General features: G+C 67.6%; 16 protein-coding genes. 11 read left to right on the top strand and 5 right to left on the bottom strand.

The window, feature by feature from the left end; genetic code table 11:
* Window positions 1-27 precede the first annotated feature (27 nt).
* Window positions 28-1,014, top strand: a complete 987-nt coding sequence (locus tag V6D00_15035) for a GTP-binding protein (GenBank protein HEY9900489.1) — start codon at window positions 28-30, stop codon at window positions 1,012-1,014.
* Here the strand turns inward: V6D00_15035 and V6D00_15040 are convergent.
* From V6D00_15040 to V6D00_15050, 3 genes are all read right to left on the bottom strand, one after another.
* Window positions 1,005-2,219, bottom strand: a complete 1,215-nt coding sequence (locus tag V6D00_15040; protein HEY9900490.1) for a hypothetical protein — start codon at window positions 2,217-2,219, stop codon at window positions 1,005-1,007. The two genes, V6D00_15035 and V6D00_15040, sit on opposite strands and share 10 nt — an antisense overlap.
* 43 nt (window positions 2,220-2,262) lie before the next feature.
* On the bottom strand, window positions 2,263-2,736 hold the full coding sequence (locus tag V6D00_15045; GenBank protein ID HEY9900491.1) for a hypothetical protein: 474 nt from the start codon (window positions 2,734-2,736) through the stop codon (window positions 2,263-2,265).
* Between the two features lie 139 nt (window positions 2,737-2,875).
* Window positions 2,876-3,403, bottom strand: coding sequence for a carboxymuconolactone decarboxylase family protein (locus V6D00_15050; protein HEY9900492.1), 528 nt, complete (start codon window positions 3,401-3,403; stop codon window positions 2,876-2,878).
* A 276-nt stretch (window positions 3,404-3,679) separates the two neighbouring features.
* Here V6D00_15050 and pdhA point away from each other — a divergent pair, with 276 nt between their 5' ends.
* The 10 genes from pdhA to V6D00_15100 all read left to right on the top strand — a co-directional run bounded on the left by pdhA (window position 3,680) and on the right by V6D00_15100 (window position 15,274).
* The gene (gene pdhA, locus V6D00_15055; GenBank protein HEY9900493.1) at window positions 3,680-4,666 is read left to right on the top strand and encodes a pyruvate dehydrogenase (acetyl-transferring) E1 component subunit alpha; all 987 of its coding nucleotides are present in this window, start codon (window positions 3,680-3,682) and stop codon (window positions 4,664-4,666) included.
* 28 nt (window positions 4,667-4,694) lie between these two features.
* Window positions 4,695-5,666 carry an alpha-ketoacid dehydrogenase subunit beta gene (locus tag V6D00_15060; protein ID HEY9900494.1) on the top strand — a complete coding sequence of 324 codons (972 nt, stop codon included), beginning with the start codon at window positions 4,695-4,697 and terminating at the stop codon, window positions 5,664-5,666.
* Between the two features lie 39 nt (window positions 5,667-5,705).
* A complete protein-coding gene (locus tag V6D00_15065; GenBank protein ID HEY9900495.1) occupies window positions 5,706-6,962 on the top strand; it encodes a dihydrolipoamide acetyltransferase family protein in 1,257 nt (418 codons plus the stop codon).
* 18 nt (window positions 6,963-6,980) lie between these two features.
* Entirely contained in the window at window positions 6,981-8,363 is a 1,383-nt protein-coding gene (gene lpdA / locus V6D00_15070) for a dihydrolipoyl dehydrogenase (GenBank protein ID HEY9900496.1), read from the top strand.
* 169 nt (window positions 8,364-8,532) lie between these two features.
* The gene (locus V6D00_15075) at window positions 8,533-9,681 is read left to right on the top strand and encodes a hypothetical protein (protein ID HEY9900497.1); all 1,149 of its coding nucleotides are present in this window, start codon (window positions 8,533-8,535) and stop codon (window positions 9,679-9,681) included.
* A gap of 27 nt (window positions 9,682-9,708) precedes the next feature.
* On the top strand, window positions 9,709-9,837 hold the full coding sequence (locus V6D00_15080) for a hypothetical protein (protein ID HEY9900498.1): 129 nt from the start codon (window positions 9,709-9,711) through the stop codon (window positions 9,835-9,837).
* Window positions 9,834-11,267 (top strand): FAD-linked oxidase C-terminal domain-containing protein, encoded by a 1,434-nt coding sequence (locus V6D00_15085; protein HEY9900499.1) that lies wholly within the window; start codon window positions 9,834-9,836, stop codon window positions 11,265-11,267. The genes V6D00_15080 and V6D00_15085 overlap by 4 nt, the downstream gene beginning before the upstream one ends.
* On the top strand, window positions 11,264-12,445 hold the full coding sequence (locus V6D00_15090; GenBank protein ID HEY9900500.1) for an FAD-binding oxidoreductase: 1,182 nt from the start codon (window positions 11,264-11,266) through the stop codon (window positions 12,443-12,445). Before V6D00_15085 ends, V6D00_15090 begins: the two co-directional genes overlap by 4 nt.
* 4 nt (window positions 12,446-12,449) lie before the next feature.
* On the top strand, window positions 12,450-13,688 hold the full coding sequence (locus V6D00_15095; protein ID HEY9900501.1) for a heterodisulfide reductase-related iron-sulfur binding cluster: 1,239 nt from the start codon (window positions 12,450-12,452) through the stop codon (window positions 13,686-13,688).
* Between the two features lie 89 nt (window positions 13,689-13,777).
* On the top strand, window positions 13,778-15,274 hold the full coding sequence (locus tag V6D00_15100; GenBank protein ID HEY9900502.1) for an EF-hand domain-containing protein: 1,497 nt from the start codon (window positions 13,778-13,780) through the stop codon (window positions 15,272-15,274).
* A 53-nt stretch (window positions 15,275-15,327) separates the two neighbouring features.
* Here the strand turns inward: V6D00_15100 and V6D00_15105 are convergent, their stop codons facing one another.
* On the bottom strand, window positions 15,328-16,233 hold the full coding sequence (locus tag V6D00_15105; protein ID HEY9900503.1) for a sugar ABC transporter permease: 906 nt from the start codon (window positions 16,231-16,233) through the stop codon (window positions 15,328-15,330).
* Window positions 16,230-17,501, bottom strand: coding sequence for a sugar ABC transporter substrate-binding protein (locus tag V6D00_15110; GenBank protein HEY9900504.1), 1,272 nt, complete (start codon window positions 17,499-17,501; stop codon window positions 16,230-16,232). Before V6D00_15110 ends, V6D00_15105 begins: the two co-directional genes overlap by 4 nt.

Consider the following 17,501-nt stretch of genomic DNA (forward strand, 5'->3'; position numbering starts at 1 on the left):
CCGGCGCGATTGCGCTAGACTGGGACCATGACGACGATCGATCGACCTATTCCCGTCACCCTCGTCACCGGCTTTCTCGGCGCGGGCAAGACGACCTTCCTCAACCACCTCCTGCAGGACGACCACGGGGCGCGCCTGGCCGTCATCATCAACGAGTTCGACGAGGTGGGCATCGATCGCGACCTGGTCCGCAACGCGAGCGGTCAGCTCGTCGAGATGAACAACGGCTGCCTCTGCTGCACCGTGCAAGGGGATCTCAAGGGCGTGATCGAGCAGATCGTCGCCTCGGGCAAGGAGCTCGACGGCATCGTCATCGAGACCACGGGCCTCGCGGATCCCGGGCCCATCGCGACGGGCCTGTTTGCCGATCCTTTTTTGTGCGAGGCGACCCGCCTCGATGCCATCATCACCCTGGTCGATGCCTTCAACGCCCCGCGCCTGCTCTGGCAAGCGCCTGAGTCCGAGCGCGCGCAAGACGCGGCGCTCGCCCTATCGCAGATCGGTTACGCGGACGTCATCCTCCTGAACAAGACCGACCTGGTGCCCGCCGCCGAGCGCGAGGCCCTGAAGGCGCGCCTGCGCGGCCTCAACCGGATGGCGCGCATCCACGAGGTCTGCCAGAGCGCCGTGCCGCTGGACCAGGTCCTCGGCATCGAGGCCTTCGAGTTCACCTCGCGCTTCGGCGCCGAGGCGGCTCACGGTGACGAGCACCACCACGATCCCGGCGTCGGGTCGGTCTCGTTCCACTTCGAGCGCCCCTTCGACCAGGTGAAGCTCAACACCTTCTTCTGCGACCTGCTCCGGCATCATGGCAACGATATCTATCGCTGCAAGGGCGTGGTGGACGTCGCGGGCCTCGACGAGCCCCTGGTCTTTCAGGGGGTGGCCACGCTGTTCGCGACCTCCAGCGGCACCTGGCGCGAAGGTGCGCCCAGGCGCACGCGGGCCGTCTTCATCGGGCGGAACCTGGATCGCGCGCGCCTCGAGGCAGGGATGATCGCCTGTCAGGCCTGAGGGATCTCGCCGAGGACCAGCGTGATCTTGAGCCCCCCGTGGGGGATGAGCACCCGTGAGCGGACGGGAAGGCCCAGGGCGTCGGTGAGGTCGTTGGACGGCGCCAGGATGACGTAGCGCCAGCCGGCATAGGCCTGCTTAAGCTTCATCCCCATCCGGCGGTAGAGGACGAGGGTCGACGCCTCGTCCCCGATGCGTACCCCGTAGGGCGGATTGATGGCGATGACTCCGGGCGCTTCGCCGGGCGCCGCCTCCTTGAAGAAGTCGGCTTGCGAAAGCGTGAGGCTGTCCTGGACTCCCGCGCGCTCGGCGTTGGCGAGCGAGGCCCGCAGCGCTCCGCCGTTCTCGTCGCGAGCGCAGATGGGGAAGGGCGGCTCGGGGAGGCTGGCCTCAAGCGCCTTGCGCTTGATGAACTCCCAGGTGGCCGGACGGAACGAGGGCCATCGCTCGAAGAGGAAGCGGCGGTTGAGGCCTGGCGGTAGCTTTCGTGCGATCAGGGCGCCCTCGATGGCGAAGGTGCCGGAGCCGCACATGGGGTCGAAGAGGGGCATGGTGCCGTCATAGCCGGCGAGCAAGAGGGCCCCCGCGGCAAGGTTCTCCCGCAAAGGAGCCTTGGCCGTGGCCTGGCGATAGCCCCGGCGGTGGAGGTGCGCACCGCTGGCATCCAGCGAGAGGGTGACGCGATCGCGCTCGATGCGAACCATCACGCGCTGGAGCTCGTCCTCGTCGCCCCCGGGGGCGAGATCCGCCACCGTGGCCGCGAGGTGCTGCTCGGAGAGTCGCTTGCGGATCGCCGAGCGCAGGGTCTCCTCGATCAGGTCGTCGCGCTTGAGCCAGGACTCGAAGGTCTTCACCTCGAAGCGCAGCGGCACGTCGCCTGCGAGTAAAAGCTCCCAGGGCAACTGGGCGGCATGGCGGAACAGGTCCTCGGGGCGGCGGGCCCCGAAGGCCGCCACCCGCAGCAGGATCCGGTTGGCCGTCCTGAGCCACAGGTTGGCCACGTAACCCACGTCCAGCTTGCCCTTGAAGGCCACCCCGCCGGGGCTCGGCTGGATGTCGCCGGCGTCGATGGCGGCGAGCTCCTGGGCGAGTGCCGGCTCGAGGCCGGGGGCGCACGGGGCGAACCAGTCGTGGACCGGCGCGTGCATGTGGCGCTTGATGCGGCGTTCGAGAGGGGAAGTAGGCGGGCTGAGCTTTTCGGTCATTTCCTCATCTTAGCGCAAATGAAGCCGCTCGGCCCGCCCCTGCTCACAGCGCGATACGCCGGGTCTGCTTCGCGTCCTCGTATAGCTCGACCTGGATCTTCTCCTTGAGCAGCGGCTCCATCTTGGTTTTGAAGCGCGTGACGATGGCCTTTCCCTGGGCCTTCCGAGCCTGGGGGGCGGTCACCTTCGAGAGGCCGGGAACGACCAGGCTCCATGCGTCCGACTGCTTGGGGCTGTAGATCTTGACCCCCTCCTTATCGAAGGCGTCGCGCAGGGCGCCAAAGGCGGTTTTGAAGCGAAGGGCCTGCGCCCGTTCCTGCTCGGCGCGCTTCTTGAACTCCTCTTGCTGCTTGAGGTACTGCTCGCGGGTCAGGACCGTGTCCTTGTAGGCCGGCTTCCCGAGGTCCTTGAGGTTGCTCTGTTGCTTGGGCTCGCCGGGGATGGCCAGAGCGGCGCTCTGCAGCAAGCCCCAGCTCAGGAGGGTCGCGATCAGGGCAAGACGGGCGCGGTTTTGCATCGTTCGGCTCCTCGCATGTAAGGACATGGGCATGTCCCGATGGGATGGGTGAAGTGAACGACAACTATTTTGATGAATTATTGTTAACAGTCAAGGAGGGGTTTTGCCGATGATTATCAGCGGGTGATGTCAACCGCGTTCAGCGGGTGATGTCGACCTGCAGGGCGTTGTTGAAGCGGTTGAAGTAGTTGAAGAGGCCCGCGACCGCAGCGAGCTCGACGATCTCGGAGTCGCTGAAGTGCTCCTTCAGCCGGGCGAACATGGCATCGTCCACCCCCAGCGAATCGACGGTGAGGCGCTCCGCGAAGGCGATCGCGGCCTTCTCTCGCGCGGTGAACTCGGTCGAATCGACCGCGCACTTCAGGGCCGCGTGGGTCTCGTCGGTGGCGCCCAGCTGCTTCGAGATCTTGGTGTGCGACGCCAGGCAGTAGTCACAGTTGTTGATCTGGGAGACGCGCACCACGATGAGCTCCTTGAGCTTCAGCTCGACGGTGCCGGCGTTGAGGACCGCGGCGAAGTGCGCCTGGAGCGTCGTCACCAGCTCGGGCACCAGGGCGAGGGTCCTGAACATGTTTGGGACGTTTCCCCGCGCGGCCATGAAGGTATCGAACACCGACTTGACGCCTTCGGGGGCGGACTCGACGGGGACGGGCGCGATTCGGGCCATGGAGATTCTCCTCGATCAAGGTGGGGCCGCCGGTGGCGGACGCGCTCAGTATAGCGCGAGATGACACTCCTTCATCAGGGCTTAAGCGTGCCATATCCATCGAGATCTGGTATTGTAGGCACCAAGCTCGGCAAAGGCGCCGGATGCTTCAAGTACCGTGACAAGGGCGTCGGGTCTGAACCCACGCCCTCGTTTGCTCAGCGGCCTTTCGCCATCGCGAAAGGCAAGCGCGCCAGCAACCCTGACAGCAACGATTTGAAGGAGCTTTCCAGAATGGTGGATAAGCAGCTAGCCCTGGAATGGTACCGCAAGATGGCCCTCATCCGGCGCTTCGAGGAGAAGTGCGCGGAGGGCTACGCCTATGCCAAGATCGGGGGCTTCCTACACCTGTACATCGGGCAGGAAGCCGTCGCCGTCGGCGCCATCTCGGCGCTCAACGACGACGACGACATCGTCACCCACTACCGCGATCACGGCCATGCCATCGCCCGGGGCCTCGACACCAACTCCCTGATGGCTGAGCTCTACGGCAAGGCCACCGGCTGCAGCAAGGGCCGCGGCGGCTCGATGCACTTCGCCGACGCGAGCAAGCACTTCTGGGGCGGCTACGCCCTGGTCGGCGCCCACCTGCCGATCGCGGTCGGCCTCGCGATGGCCAGCCAGTACCGGGGTGAGGACCGCCTCGCCATGGCCATCTTCGGTGACGGCTCGACCAACAACGGCGGCTTCCACGAGTCGCTGAACATGGCGGCGGTATTCAAGCTGCCGGTCATCTTCCTGATCGAGAACAACCTCTACTCCATGGGCGTGGCGCTGCAGCGCGACTCGGCCATCAGCGACCTCTACAAGCGCGCCGCCTCCTACGGCATCCTCGGCGAGGCCTTCGACGGCATGGACGTCGAGGCGACCCACGAGGCCACCAAGCGCGCCGTCGCGCACGTCCGCGCCGGCAACGGCCCGGTGCTGCTCGAGGCCAAGACCTACCGGTTCCGCGGCCACTCCATGGCCGACCCCGAGATGTACCGCTCGAAGGAAGAAGTCGAGTTCTGGAAGCAAAAGGACCCGATCGTCACCTGGAAGGCCCGCTGCGTCGAGGCCGGCATCGCCACCGCCGCCGAGTTCGACGAGGTGGAGGCCGCCGCCAATCGCGAGGCCGAGGAGTCGGTCAAGTTCGCCGACGAGAGCCCCGAACCCGAGCTCTCCACCCTTTGCGACAACATCTACGCCAACCCCATCGGGCAGACCGATTGTCAGCTCGTGTAGGCGCCGGTAAACGTTAGGAGTCACACATATGCGTACCATTACCGTCCGCCAGGCCATCCAGGAAGCCCTCCGCGAGGAGATGCGCCGCGACGAGAACGTCTTCCTGATGGGCGAGGACATCGCCTACTACGGCAGCGCCTATGGCGTCACCAAGGGCTTCGTCGACGAGTTCGGCGAGAAGCGCGTCAAGGACACCCCCATCTCTGAGACCGCCATCATCGGCGCCGCGACGGGCGCCGCCCTCGCGGGCCTGCGCCCGATCCCCGAGATCATGAGCATCAACTTCGCGCTCCAGGCCCTCGACCAGGTCATCAACCACTCGGCCAAGATGAGCTACATGTTCGGCGGCCAGATGAAGGTGCCCATGGTCCTGCGCACCCCTTCGGGCTGGAGTCAGCTCGCCGCGACCCACTCGCAGACCCTCGAGCTGCTCTTCGCCTACATCCCCGGTCTCAAGGTCGTCATGCCGAGCACCCCTTATGACCACAAGGGCCTGCTCAAGAGCGCGATCCGCGACGACGATCCGGTCATCTTCATCGAGCATGCCCTGATCTACGGCGCCAAGGGCGAGGTCCCCGAGGAGGAGTACCTGGTCCCCATCGGCAAGTCGGTGGTCCGCCGCCCCGGCAAGGACGTCACCGTCGTCTCCTACTCGCGCATGGCGATGCTCGCCATGGAAGCCGCCAACGACCTGGCCGCCGAGGGCATCGACGTGGAGGTCATCGACCTTCGCACCCTGCGCCCGCTCGACATGGAGCCCGTGATCGAGTCGGTCAAGAAGACCAACCGCGTGGTGGTCGCCGAGGAAGGCTGGAAGACCTACGGCATCGGCGCCGAGGTCCAGTCGCGGATCTACGAGGAGGCGTTCGACTACATCGATGCCCCCGTGCGTCGCGTGGCCGGCATCGAGGTGCCCGCTCCCTACAACAAGCACCTCGAGATGGCGGCGTACCCGCACAAGGCGAACATCGTCGCGGCCATCCGCGAGGTCCTGAAGTAGCGCCCCTTCACCCTATTCACGAAAGTCGGAGGACGATTCATGGCGAGCAACGTGCTCATGCCCAAGATGGGCTATGACATGACCGAAGGCAAGATTCTTCGCTGGATGAAGAACGAGGGGGAGACCGTCAACAAGGGCGAGCCCATCGCCGAGATCCAGACCGAGAAGGTCAACATCGAGATCGAGGCGTTCGATTCGGGCGTGCTCGCCAAGATTCTCCACCAGGCAGGCGAGGACGTGCCGGTGGGCGAGGTCATCGCGATCATCGCCCAGCCCGGCGAGAAGGTCGAGGCTCCGGCCGGCAAGGCGCAGGCTCCTGCGGCCAAGGCGGAGGCCGCTGCGGCGCCCGTGGCGCAGGCCACCGAGTACCCCGAAGGCCCCAGCCTCACGTATCCCACCGCGGCCCCCGTGCGCGAGGGCCGGCTCAAGTCGTCGCCCCTGGCGCGCAAGGTTGCGGCCGAGCGTCACCTCGATCTGGCCCAGATCCCGGGGACCGGCCCCGGCGGCCGCATCGTGCGCAAAGACGTCGAGGCTGCGTCCTCTAGAGCCGCAGGCGCGCTCGCTCCGGCAGCGGCCGTCCGGGCCGCCGCCCCGGTGGCGGTCGCTCGCGAGGACCGTCCCGTCACCCTGACGCGGATGCGCCAGGCGATCGCGCGCCGTCTCACCGAGAGCAAGGTGGCGGCTCCTCACTTCTACGTGACCACCGCCGTCGACATGACCGAGGCGGTCGCGTTCCGGACCCAGTTCAACGCGGCGGTCTCGGCCGAGGAGAAGGCGTCCTACAACGACATGATCGTCAAGGCCGTCGCCAAGGCCGCCCTCAAGTTCCCGGCGGTGAACGCCTCCTGGAACGAGACCGAGATCGTCGAGCGCGGCGCGGTCAACGTGGGGGTCGCGGTGGCGCTGCCCGAGGGGCTCGTGGTCCCGGTGCTGCACGGGGCGGGCGACAAGTCGCTGCCTGCGATCGCCAGCGAGACCAAGGAGATCATCGCCCGGGCCAAGGCCAACAAGCTCAAGCCCGAGGAGATGGGCGGCGGCACGATCACGGTGAGCAACCTCGGCTCGTTCGACGTCGAGAGCTTCACGGCGATCATCAACCCGCCCGAGTCGGCCATCCTCGCCATCGGCTCCATCAAGAAGGAGCCCGTGGTGGACGCCAAGGACCAGCTCCAGATCCGTTCGATCATGCGCATCACCATGTCGAGCGACCACCGGGTCATCGACGGGGCGCTGGCCGCGCAGTTCCTCGCCGAGGTCAAGCGCCTGCTCCAGACCCCGATGCTGCTGCTCATCTAAGCGACGAGGAAATACGACATGGCAACGACTTACGACATCGCTCTCATCGGCACGGGCCCCGGCGGCTACGTGGCCGCGATCCGGGCCTCTCAGCTGGGCCTCAAGGTCGCGGTCGTCGAGGCCGAGGAGCTGGGCGGCACCTGCTTGAACTGGGGCTGCATCCCCACCAAGGCGCTGCTCAAGAACGCCTCGGTGCTGCACACCATCAAGCACTCCGACCAGTTCGGCATCACGGTCGAGGGCATCAAGCCCGACTTCAGCAAGGCCGTCGACCGCTCCAAGTCCGTCGTCAAGAAGCAGACCACGGGTCTGGCCTTCCTGATGAAGAAGAACAAGATCGACGTCTTCAAGGGCAGGGGCAAGCTCGTGGCCCCCGGCCGGATTTCGGTCAGCACCGGCGAGGAGGTCTCGGCCAAGCACGTGATCATCGCGACCGGCGCCCGTCCGCGCCTGTTGCCCGGCCTCACGGCCGACGGCAAGGTCGTCCTGACGGCCCGTGAGGCCGTGGACTTCCGCAGCGTGCCCTCCAAGATGATCATCCTGGGCGGCGGCGCCATCGGCTGCGAGTTCGCCTATGTCTTCCAGAACTACGGCGCCCAGGTCACCATCGTCGAGATGGCCGACCACCTCCTTCCCAAGGAGGACCCCGAGGTCGCCGCGGTGCTCGAGAAGGCCTACAAGAAGCTCGGCATCGAGGTCCTCACGGGCCACAAGGTCGAGTCGGTCGAGCAGAAGCCCGACGGCGTCAAGGTCAAGCTTTCGAGCAAGGCTGGAATGAAGGACCTCGACGCGCCCGCGATGATCGTGGGCATCGGAATGGCTCCCAACGTCGAGGGCCTCGGCCTCGAGGCGGTGGGCGTCAAGACCGAGCGCGGGGCCATCGTGGTGGACGACTTCGGCCGCACCAACGTGAAGGGCGTCTACGCCATCGGCGACGTGACCGGCAAGGTGATGCTCGCCCACGTGGCCTCGGCCATGGGTATCGCCTGCGTCGAGACGATCGCGGGCCACCAGACCCAGCCGATCAACTGGGATCGCATCCCCGCCTGCACCTACTCGGAGCCCCAGGTGGCCTCGATCGGCCTCACCGAGGCCGAGGCCAAGAAGCGCGGCTTCGACGTGAAGATCGGCAAGTTCCCCTTCGCCCCCAACGGCAAGGCGCAGGCGCTCGGCGATGCCGAGGGCTTCGTCAAGGTCGTCGTGGATGCCAAGTACGGCGAGGTGCTGGGCGCCCACATGGTGGGTCCCGAGGTGACCGAGCTCCTCTCCGAGGTGGGCCTCGGCATGACCCTCGAGACCACCGCCCAGGAGATCGACCTGACCATCCACGCCCACCCCACCCTCTCGGAGGTGGTGAAGGAAGCGGCGCTCGCCGCTATCGGCCAGCCGATCCACATGTAGCGCGCCTCCTGGTGAATTGAGCGGCCCGCACCCCGAGGGGTGCGGGTTTTTTTCATGGGCCGCATGAGCGGGTGTTTCAGGATGGCCACCAAGCGGGCATATTGCACTTGGATGACTGGGCGGAGGGGGGATCAGGATGCGAGCGAGGCGCTTGAGCTGGTGGGGGGCCATGACCCCCCTGATGCTTGCGATCGCGGCATGTGCCGGGCAGGGGCCGACGGCGGGCGTCGGCACGAGCATCGCGAACGGTTACAGCCGCAAGCCGACCGCCATCGCCACCCCCACCCTCTCGAACGGCAAGAACTCGGGAAGCACCGGCGGCAGCGGCACCTACAGCCGGGGGAGCGGCTCCGGCGGTGGCGGAACCGGCGTGATCGCGACGCCCACTCCGCGCCCCATCGCCCCGCTGCGCGCGCGGGTCACCCTCACCAGCGCCTCGGCCCCCCCCGGTCAATGGGCCAACAGGGGCATGCTCAATCCGCCCGTGCGCGTCTACCTGACGCCGAACGACGAGCGCCTCCCCCCCGACTTCGTCTACATGAACTCGGAAGGGGTGATGGAGTACCCTGATCTGCCTGCGGGCTCCTATCACCTCGTCTACAACGACGGCCAGCTCGATAGCTACGGCCTGCCCGATGCCATGGGGCGCAGCCGCCTCGACATGGTGGGCTTCTACGTCTCGGAGGTCGTGCGCATCGACGAGTTCTCGCGCCCGGCCAACGATCGCTTCGAGTTCAAGACCGACCTCCACTGGGAGACTCAGGCATTTCCCTTCCACTGGGATCTGCGGACGAGCGTCGAAGGCCACAACCCCGGTGAGTTCATCTCCTATCAGGATCGCTTCAACGTCAAGGCGCGCGAGTACGCGGGCCTCGATGCGGGCGCGGTGCCGGACGCCGGCAAGCGCGCCATGTACCGCTTCGTGGTCTTCCAGTACGACTCGAGCCGCAAGCCCCTCTGGTATTCCGCCTGGACCGAGCCGGACGCGAACACGGGCATGGTCTCGGTCCCATGGAACGGCTACACCAGCGACGGGAGCGGCCCCGCGAACATGCCGGACGAGAACGATTCGCGCAATTCCCGCCTGAGGGAGGGGGCGTACTACTTCGCCGTCCAGTTCTGCCAGAAGGGCCCGAACGGCGTCATGCGCTTTCCCGAGTACACCACCAACATCCGCGCCCACGACAGGCAGGGCAGCAAGTTCATCAACAACTTCTACGGCGCCTCGCAGTTCTACGCCTTCACCCTCAAGCAAGGCGTCAAGCCCTCGGCGTCGCCATCCCCTTCCCCCACCGCCTCGCCCTCGGCGACGCCCTGACGGGGCAATCTGCGCTAGAATAGGCTCATGGACACCCTCTTGAAATTCTCGCTCTGGGCGCTGTACGCCATCGCCCCTCTTGGAGCCATCTCGGCGATCGTGGTCGGAGTCGGCCTGGTGCGCGGGCACCTTGACGCCAAGCGAGACGGCGCGTGACGCGCGACGCGCTCGTCGCCTCGCTGGTCGCCATCTGCGGCCGCGACGCGGTCCTGCACCGGCCCGAGGAGCTACTGGCCTACGATTGCGATGCCTTCACCCTCGAGCGCAGCGCTCCCGGGGTGGTGGTGCTGCCGATCTCGACCGAGCAGGTCGCAGGAGTCGTCAGGCTCTGCCACGCCCGGGGGATCCCCTTCGTCCCGCGCGGGGCGGGCACCGGGCTCTCCGGAGGGTGTCTCTCGAGCCCGGGCGGCGTGATGATCGCCCTGACCCGCATGACGCGGATCATGGACCTGGACTTGCGCAACCGCCGCGCCACGGTCGAGGCGGGGCTGGTCAACCTTCGCCTCACCCAGGCGAGCACCCCCGACGGCCTCTGCTATGCGCCCGATCCGAGCAGCCAGATGGCCTGTACCATCGGCGGCAACGTGGCCGAGAACTCGGGCGGCCCGCACACCCTCAAGTACGGGGTCACGACCAACCACGTCCTGGGGCTGGAGGTGGTCCTGCCCGACGGTGAAGTCGTCTGGCTCGGCGGCCAGACCGATGACGCGGCGGGGTACGACCTGCGCGGGCTGATGGTCGGCTCCGAGGGCACCTTCGGGGTCGTGACCCAGGCGGTCGTGCGCCTGGTGCCCATCGCGCCCGGCGTGCGGACGATGCTCGCGGTCTTCGGCACGGTCGAGGCGGCCTCCGAGGCGGTGAGCGCGCTGATCGCGGCGGGAGTCTTGCCAGCGGCCCTCGAGATGATGGACCGGATGATCATCCAGGCGGTCGAGGCCGCCTTCGGCCTGGGGCTGCCGCAAGACGCGGAGGCGGTCCTCATCGTGGAGCTCGACGGCCTTGAGGCGGGCCTCGAACGCGCGGCGCACGAGGCGGTCGCGATCCTGAACGCTCACGGCGCGCGCGAGGTTCGCCTCGCTCAGGACGAGGCGGAGCGGTCGCGCCTCTGGCTGGCCCGCAAGAAGGCCGTCGGCTGCGTCGGGCGCCTCGCGCCGAGCAAGGTGACGCAGGACGGGGTGATCCCGCGATCGCAGCTGCCCCCGGTGTTGCGACGAATCGCGGAGATCGCCATGCGTCACCGGGTGCGGATCGCGAACGTCTTCCATGCGGGCGACGGCAACCTGCATCCCATCATCCTCTTCGACGAGAAGGATCCCGACCAGGTGCGCCGGGTCTGGGCGGCGGGCCAGGAGATCCTCGAGGCCTGCCTCGACGTCGGGGGATCCATCACCGGAGAGCACGGGATCGGGGTCGAGAAGCGCGACATGATGCCGCGCATGTTCACCGAGGCCGACCTGGACCTGATGCGCCGCGTCCGGGACGTCTTCAATCCGGAAGGGCTCTGCAACCCGGGCAAGCTCTTGCCTACGGCCAAGAGCTGCGTCGAGACGACCCGGCGCGGGCGCTCCAGCGAGGCCACCCGATGACGCGCCTCATCGTCCCCGAGGACCTCTTCGCGCTCGCCGAGGCCATGCGCGAGGCTTCCGGCGAGGCGGCGGCCGTCGAGATCGCGGGCCTCGGCGAGCGCGCGACCTGGGGCAACCCACTGCCCGAGGACCGGATCGCCATTTCGACCGCGCGTCTGACGGGGGTAGTGGACTACGCCCCCGACGACATGGTGGTGAGCGCCGAGGCGGGGCTCTCGCTTGCCGCGCTGAACGACCTGCTCTCGGCCCGGGGGCAGGTGTTGCCCCTCGAGGTCCCCTTCCCGGAGCGAACCACGCTCGGCGGGCTCGTCGCCGCGGCCCCGGTGCCGCTCGCTCGCTCCGGCTACGGGCTGGTGAGGGACTGGCTGCTCGGGCTCGAGGTGGCCACGAGCGAAGGAGCGCTCGTCAAGAGCGGTGCGCGGGTGGTCAAGAGCGTCGCGGGCTACGACCTGTGCAAGCTGTACGCGGGTAGCCTGGGGACGCTGGGCGCGATCGCCCGCGTGACCTTCAGGGTCCGCCCCGTCCCCGAGACCCATTCCCTGCTTTCCGCGCGCTGGACGGATGCCGCCGGGGCCGAAACGGCCCTCGCCGCCATCCAGACGACCGCCCTCGATCCTGCCCTTGCGATCCTGCGCTGCGGCCGGGGCGGCTTCGAGCTCGTCGTCGGCTTCGACGGCAGCCACGAGACGGTGGCCTGGCAATGCGCCGAGGCGGCTCGCCTGCTAGGGGCCCTGGGCGGTGCGATCAGCGAGCCGCAAGCGGGTGAGGGGGCCGCGAGCCGGCGCGCTGCGCTGCGCGACGCCCTCGCCGGCTCACCCGAAGCCTCTCTCGTGGCGCGAGTCTCGGTCCTTCCCTCCGAGCTGCTCCGATTCGCCTGCGAGGCGCGGGCCGAGGGCGAGGCTCTCGGCGTCTGGTGCGAGGCGATCGCGCAGGCGCAGCAGGGGACCCTCTGGCTCTCGGCCGAGGGCGGCGACTGGCTCGGCTGGGTCGAGGCCCAGAGGACCCGGGCGCACGCGCTTGGCGGGAGCCTGGTCATCGAGCGCAGCCCTGCACCCGAGCGCCTCGACGCCCTCGGACTCGACGGCACACCGCTTGCGCTGATGCGCCGCCTCAAGGCCAGCCTGGACCCCTCGGGGTGCCTGGCCCCCGGCCGCCTCTGGCCCCTGAGCGTGGAGTGACCCCATGGACCATGCCGATCTCAAGCACGAGCTCACCCTGCTCACGGAGGCGTGCATCCACTGCGGCCTCTGCCTCGAGTCGTGCCCGACCTACGCCCTCAAGAAGAGCGAGCCCGACTCCCCGCGCGGCCGGATCCACCTGATGAAGGCCCTCCTGGACGGCGGCCTGGACCCGGCCGCCGACGTTTACGGTCCCCTGGACCGTTGCCTGGGCTGCCGCGCCTGCGAGACCGCTTGCCCGTCGAGCGTGAAATACGGCCACCTGTTGGAGGCCGTGCGCGCCGACTTCGAGGCGCCGCATCGCGCCAGGAGCGGCGCACGCCGCGCCTGGGGCTTCATGCTCGACCATGTCCTGCCGTACGCCCGACGGATCTCGTTCCTGACGCTCCCGTTGCGCCTGGCTCCGGGGGCAGTGCGGGCACTGCGCCCCCTGCTCCCGGCGATGCTGGGTCGCCAGCTTGATCTGCTCGGGACCCCCATGAGGCAGGGGGATCCCATCCCCGAGTGGACCCCCGCGCGCGGGCAGCGAAGGGGCAAGGTCGCCTTCCTCGCCGGGTGCGTGATGGATGCGCTGTACCGTCCGGCCAACCGCGCCACGGTCCGCATGCTGGCTCGCGCGGGCTACGACGTCTGGGTCCCCCCCGATCAAGGCTGCTGCGGCGCCCTGCACATGCACGAAGGCGATCGCGCCCGGGCGATCGCCTTCGCGCGCCACAACGTGGACGCCTTCTCGGCAGTGCCCGAGCTGACGGCGGTGATCGCGAACTCGGCCGGCTGCGGGGCGGCCATGAAGGAGTACGGCAGCTGGCTGAGCGAGGCCAGCGCGTTCGCGGCCAGGGTCAAGGACGTGAGCGAGTTCCTGGCCGAGGTGGGGATCCCTGCGCCCACGCGGGCGGTCGCCTCGCGTGCCGCCTACCACGAGCCGTGCCACCTGACCCACGGCCAGCGGATCAAGGACGCCCCGCGCCGCCTGCTCGAGCAGGTGCCGGGCCTCACCCTCGTGCCGCTCGCCGAATCCGACTGGTGCTGTGGCGGGGCGGGATCCTACACGGTCCTCCAGCCCGAGAGTTCCGATCGGTTGCTCGCGCGCAAGCTGGACCACCTGGAGGCCTCGGGCGCCGAGCTCATCGTGACCGGCAACCCCTCGTGCCTCATGCAGCTCGACATGGGCCTGCGGCAGCGGAAGAAAACGACCCCCATGCTGCACACCGTCGAGGTCCTGGACCGCGCCTATGAAAGCTAGCCGCCCTCGACCACCGTTAAGGAGTCGAACAAGCGTGGTACTTTACCATTAGCGCTTATTTGTCGGTCCGCTGCAACGGAGGTCTCGCGATGACGATGAACGGTGTCGGTCCACGGTTTGCCGACGCACTACCGAACAGGTATGCTGCCACCACCAATGCAGCCACCCAGCCCGTCGCATCCGAGCAGGTTGCCCCGCAAGGCAAGCCCGCCGCGAAGGCGGATGCCGTTGACTCCGACCTTGCACAGGCCAAGGAGCAAGGAACCAAGAAGACCGCCGAGCAAGAGGCGCTCATCCAGGAGATGTTCCAGAAGGCCGACAAGAGTGCCGATGGGAAGGTCGATCTCAGCGAGTTCAACCAGATGGTGCAGAACTTCGCCAGCAAAGAGGGGATTCCCTTATCCGACGAGAAGACGTCCTCCAAGAACTTGAAGGCGAGCTTCGACACCCTCGACGCGAACGGCGACGGCAATCTCAACAAGGATGAGTTCGAGGTCCTGGTCACCAAGCAGCTCAAGCTCGAGCAAATCGCAAAGCCGCAGCAGGAGTCCGCCAGTGCCAAGACCGTCACCATCAAGGCAGGTGATACCCTCGCCAAGGTCGCCAGGGAAAATGGCCTCTCGCTTGACGAGCTGCGCGCGGCCAATCCCGACCTGTTCCAGAAGGGCAAGGATTCGGCCGGAAAGCTGCGCACTGCGGGTGGCGACCTGATCTATCCGGGCGACGCGATCAAGATCCCCGGCAAGGCCAAGCCTGCCGCCGAAGCGAAGCCCGCCGCCGAAACGAAGCCTGCGACCGAGCAGAAGCCGGACACCGGAGTGAAACCCGCAACCGAGCAGGATCCCGCCGTGAAGGCCGACGGCACCGAGAAGGCGCCTGAGGAGCCCGCGAAGCCCGTCCTCTCCGAGCAGGCCAGGAACGGTCGATCGCTGCTCGACGAGGCCGCCAAGGATCCCTCGTTCGTGCGGAAGTGGACCGTCCAGGAGAAGGCCGACGTGCTTGCCTTCGCGCGGGACACGGCCATCGTCGGGATGGACAAGGCCTTCGACGAGAAGACCCCGCCCGCCGAGGCCGCCAAGGCCGTCAAGGGGATCGCAACGGCCATCGACGAGGTCAAGAAATTCGCCCAGCAGCACGGCATGTTCGACCTCGAGGGCGACGTCCGCGACATCGAGCAGCAGATCAAGCCCGATGCGCTGATGAAGCAAGCCGTCGACGGGGTGCAGGCCGACCTCGAGGCGCGCCTGGCCGCCAAGACGGGCAAGAAGGACTTCAAGATCGACTTCCTCGACGACATGAGCGACGACGACAAGCTCAAGCAGTTCGCCCTGATCGATTCCCTGCTCTCGGATTCCAGCTACGACGCCACCTGGAAGAAGTTCGACTCGATCGGCATCGACGTCTACGAGTCCAAGCGCGACGGCGCCAAGGACAACCTCAAGGGCTACGTCGAGGTCGAGGGCGGCATGCTCAAGCTCAACAACCCCGGCAACGGCTGGGGCGGGGACGACGGCCTCAAGGACGTCGAGGTGGACAAGCAGCGCCGGGCGATGCAGCACCTGCGCGACACCGGCGAACAGCCGTAAAACCAGCAAAGACGAGAAGGGGGCGGTTCGTTCGAACCGCCCCCTTCGTCGCTTCAGTTCAGTGAGAAGCGCTCGGTGTAGTACTTGTTCAGCATCGAGAGCGCGAGGGTCATGGCGAACAGCGCCATGCCGATGGCGCTCGCGTAGCCCATGTTCAGGTTCTCGAAGGCCTGCTGGTACAGGTAGTAGACCATGGTCGTGGTCGAGTCCAGGGGACCGCCCTTGGTCAGCACCCAGATCTCGGCGAACACCTTGAGGGCGTTGATGCACGAGATGATGCCCACCAGGCCCATCTGAGGCAGCATGAGCGGCAGGGTGAGGTACAGGTGGCGCTGGAAGCGCCCGGCGCCGTCCAGGTCCGCCGATTCGTAGATGTCGCGCGGGATCCCCTGGAGTCCCGCCAGGTAGATGACCATGTAGTAGCCGAGCCCCTTCCAGATCGTCACCGCCATCACCGCGCCCAGGGCGGTCTCGGGCAGGCTCAGCCAAGGCACCGGGTGCTGGAGCAGCCAGGGGAAGAGGGCCTCTGCGACGTAGTTGACGAGGCCGTTCTCGGCGTAGAGCCACTTCCAGGTGAGGCCGACCACCACGATGGGGATGACGACCGGAAGGTAGTAGGCCGCCCGGAAGAAGCCGATGCCCCGCATGGGCACGTTGACCAGGATCGCGAGCAGCAGGGGCAGCACGACCAAGGGCGGCACCACGCCGAGCAGGTAGATCCAGGAGTTGACGAAGGCCTTGAGGAACAAGGGGTCGCGCGCGAGCGCCAGGTAGTTGTCCAGCCCGATCCACCGGAACTGGGAGAGCAGGTCCGTGCTGGAGCCGAGGCTCACGTGGGTGAAGGAGGTCAGCACCGCCATCAGGGCGGGCAGGAACCAGAACACCCCCAGGATGAGCCCGGCCGGCGCGAGGAAGAGGAAGGGCGTCAGCTTCGCCCGGGATGAGGTGCGCGTGCTCATGGCGTGGCGAGGATCCGATCCCACTCGGCGGCTGCCTGCTTGAGGGCCTCATCCGAGCCGAGCTGGCCGAGGGCGGCCCGCTGGAGGGCGTCGTTCATGGCCTTCTTGAGCTCGCTCTGGTGGGGCATGGGGGGCACCAGGAGCTCCGCGCGCTTGAGCTGCTCGGCGGCGATCTTGCGGGCCCGGTCCTCGACCGAGGCCGTCGCGCCCAGGGGGGTGAAGAAGGGATCGTCGGCGGCCTCGCGCGACGAGGGCAGGATGGCCGCGAGCTTGCAGAAGGCGAGCTGGTTGGCGGCGTTGGTCACGTGGGTCGCCAGCGCGATCGCATCCTCCTGGTTGCGGCTGGTGGTGGGCACCACCAGGTTCATGACCCCGACGCCCACCTTGCCGCTCTTGCCGGCGAGCTGCGGGGCCACGTCGACCTTCTCGTACAGCTGGGGGGCGTTCTCGCGCACCTGCTTGAGGAACTGAGGGCCGGCGGGCAGGACGGCGGACTGGCCGGACTGGAAGCGATCGACGATCTCGCGGTTGTCGAGGCTAAGGGCCTCCTTGGGAAGGGTGCCCCTGGTGAACAGCCCGGTCCAGAAGGCGAAGGTGTCACGGCCCTCGGGGGTGTCGAAGGCGGCGTGCTTCTTGTCGGCGCTCAGGAGGGGGACCCCGTCGAGGGCGAAGAGCTCGAGGATGCGGTTGCCGTCGCCCAGGTTGGGGATGAACGGGAGCGCGCCCGCGGCCTTGAAGGCCGGGGCCTGCTCGGCGAGGGCGCGGTAGGTGCCGGGCAGGGTCTTGAGGCCGGCCTTGGCGAGCAGGTCCTTGTTGTAGATCGCCACCTGGGTCGAGAGGTACCAGGGCAGGCCGATCAGCTTGCCGTCGACGGTGGAGGCGTCGATCGCATACGGGAAGTAGCTGCGCTGCACGTCCTTGGGTACCTGCTTGGAGAGGTCCAGGAGAGCTCCCTTGCTCGCGAGGCGCTGGGCGAAGTCGGGGTTCAAGTTGACGAGATCCGGCGGGGTGCCGCCGCTGACCGACGAGAGGGTCTTGTCCTCGATGGCGTTGCCCGGCACGTCCACCCATTCGACCTTGACCCCCGGGTTCTGCTGCTCGAAGTCGGCGATGACGCCTTCGAGGTAGCCCGTGAAGGTGGGCTTGAGCGCCATGGTCCAGAATTCGACCTTGCGCCCGCCGTCGGAGGCCGGCTTGGAGCAGGCCGAGAGCGAAAAGGACAACGAGAGGGTGAGCGCGAGCGTCGCGGCGATCCGGGTTCGGGACAT

Source organism: Pantanalinema sp., from assembly GCA_036704125.1.
Lineage (GTDB): Bacteria > Cyanobacteriota > Sericytochromatia > S15B-MN24 > UBA4093 > JAGIBK01.

What these genes read in the sequence shown, in the direction of transcription:
- V6D00_15035 (HEY9900489.1), top strand. Translation starts at nt 28, where the DNA reads ATGACGACGATCGATCGACCTATTCCCGTCACCCTCGTCACCGGCTTT.
- V6D00_15040 (HEY9900490.1), bottom strand. Translation starts at nt 2,219, where the DNA reads ATGACCGAAAAGCTCAGCCCGCCTACTTCCCCTCTCGAACGCCGCATC.
- V6D00_15045 (HEY9900491.1), bottom strand. Translation starts at nt 2,736, where the DNA reads ATGCAAAACCGCGCCCGTCTTGCCCTGATCGCGACCCTCCTGAGCTGG.
- V6D00_15050 (HEY9900492.1), bottom strand. Translation starts at nt 3,403, where the DNA reads ATGGCCCGAATCGCGCCCGTCCCCGTCGAGTCCGCCCCCGAAGGCGTC.
- V6D00_15060 (HEY9900494.1), top strand. Translation starts at nt 4,695, where the DNA reads ATGCGTACCATTACCGTCCGCCAGGCCATCCAGGAAGCCCTCCGCGAG.
- V6D00_15065 (HEY9900495.1), top strand. Translation starts at nt 5,706, where the DNA reads ATGGCGAGCAACGTGCTCATGCCCAAGATGGGCTATGACATGACCGAA.
- lpdA (HEY9900496.1), top strand. Translation starts at nt 6,981, where the DNA reads ATGGCAACGACTTACGACATCGCTCTCATCGGCACGGGCCCCGGCGGC.
- V6D00_15075 (HEY9900497.1), top strand. Translation starts at nt 8,533, where the DNA reads ATGACCCCCCTGATGCTTGCGATCGCGGCATGTGCCGGGCAGGGGCCG.
- V6D00_15080 (HEY9900498.1), top strand. Translation starts at nt 9,709, where the DNA reads ATGGACACCCTCTTGAAATTCTCGCTCTGGGCGCTGTACGCCATCGCC.
- V6D00_15090 (HEY9900500.1), top strand. Translation starts at nt 11,264, where the DNA reads ATGACGCGCCTCATCGTCCCCGAGGACCTCTTCGCGCTCGCCGAGGCC.
- V6D00_15095 (HEY9900501.1), top strand. Translation starts at nt 12,450, where the DNA reads ATGGACCATGCCGATCTCAAGCACGAGCTCACCCTGCTCACGGAGGCG.
- V6D00_15100 (HEY9900502.1), top strand. Translation starts at nt 13,778, where the DNA reads ATGACGATGAACGGTGTCGGTCCACGGTTTGCCGACGCACTACCGAAC.
- V6D00_15105 (HEY9900503.1), bottom strand. Translation starts at nt 16,233, where the DNA reads ATGAGCACGCGCACCTCATCCCGGGCGAAGCTGACGCCCTTCCTCTTC.
- V6D00_15110 (HEY9900504.1), bottom strand. Translation starts at nt 17,501, where the DNA reads ATGTCCCGAACCCGGATCGCCGCGACGCTCGCGCTCACCCTCTCGTTG.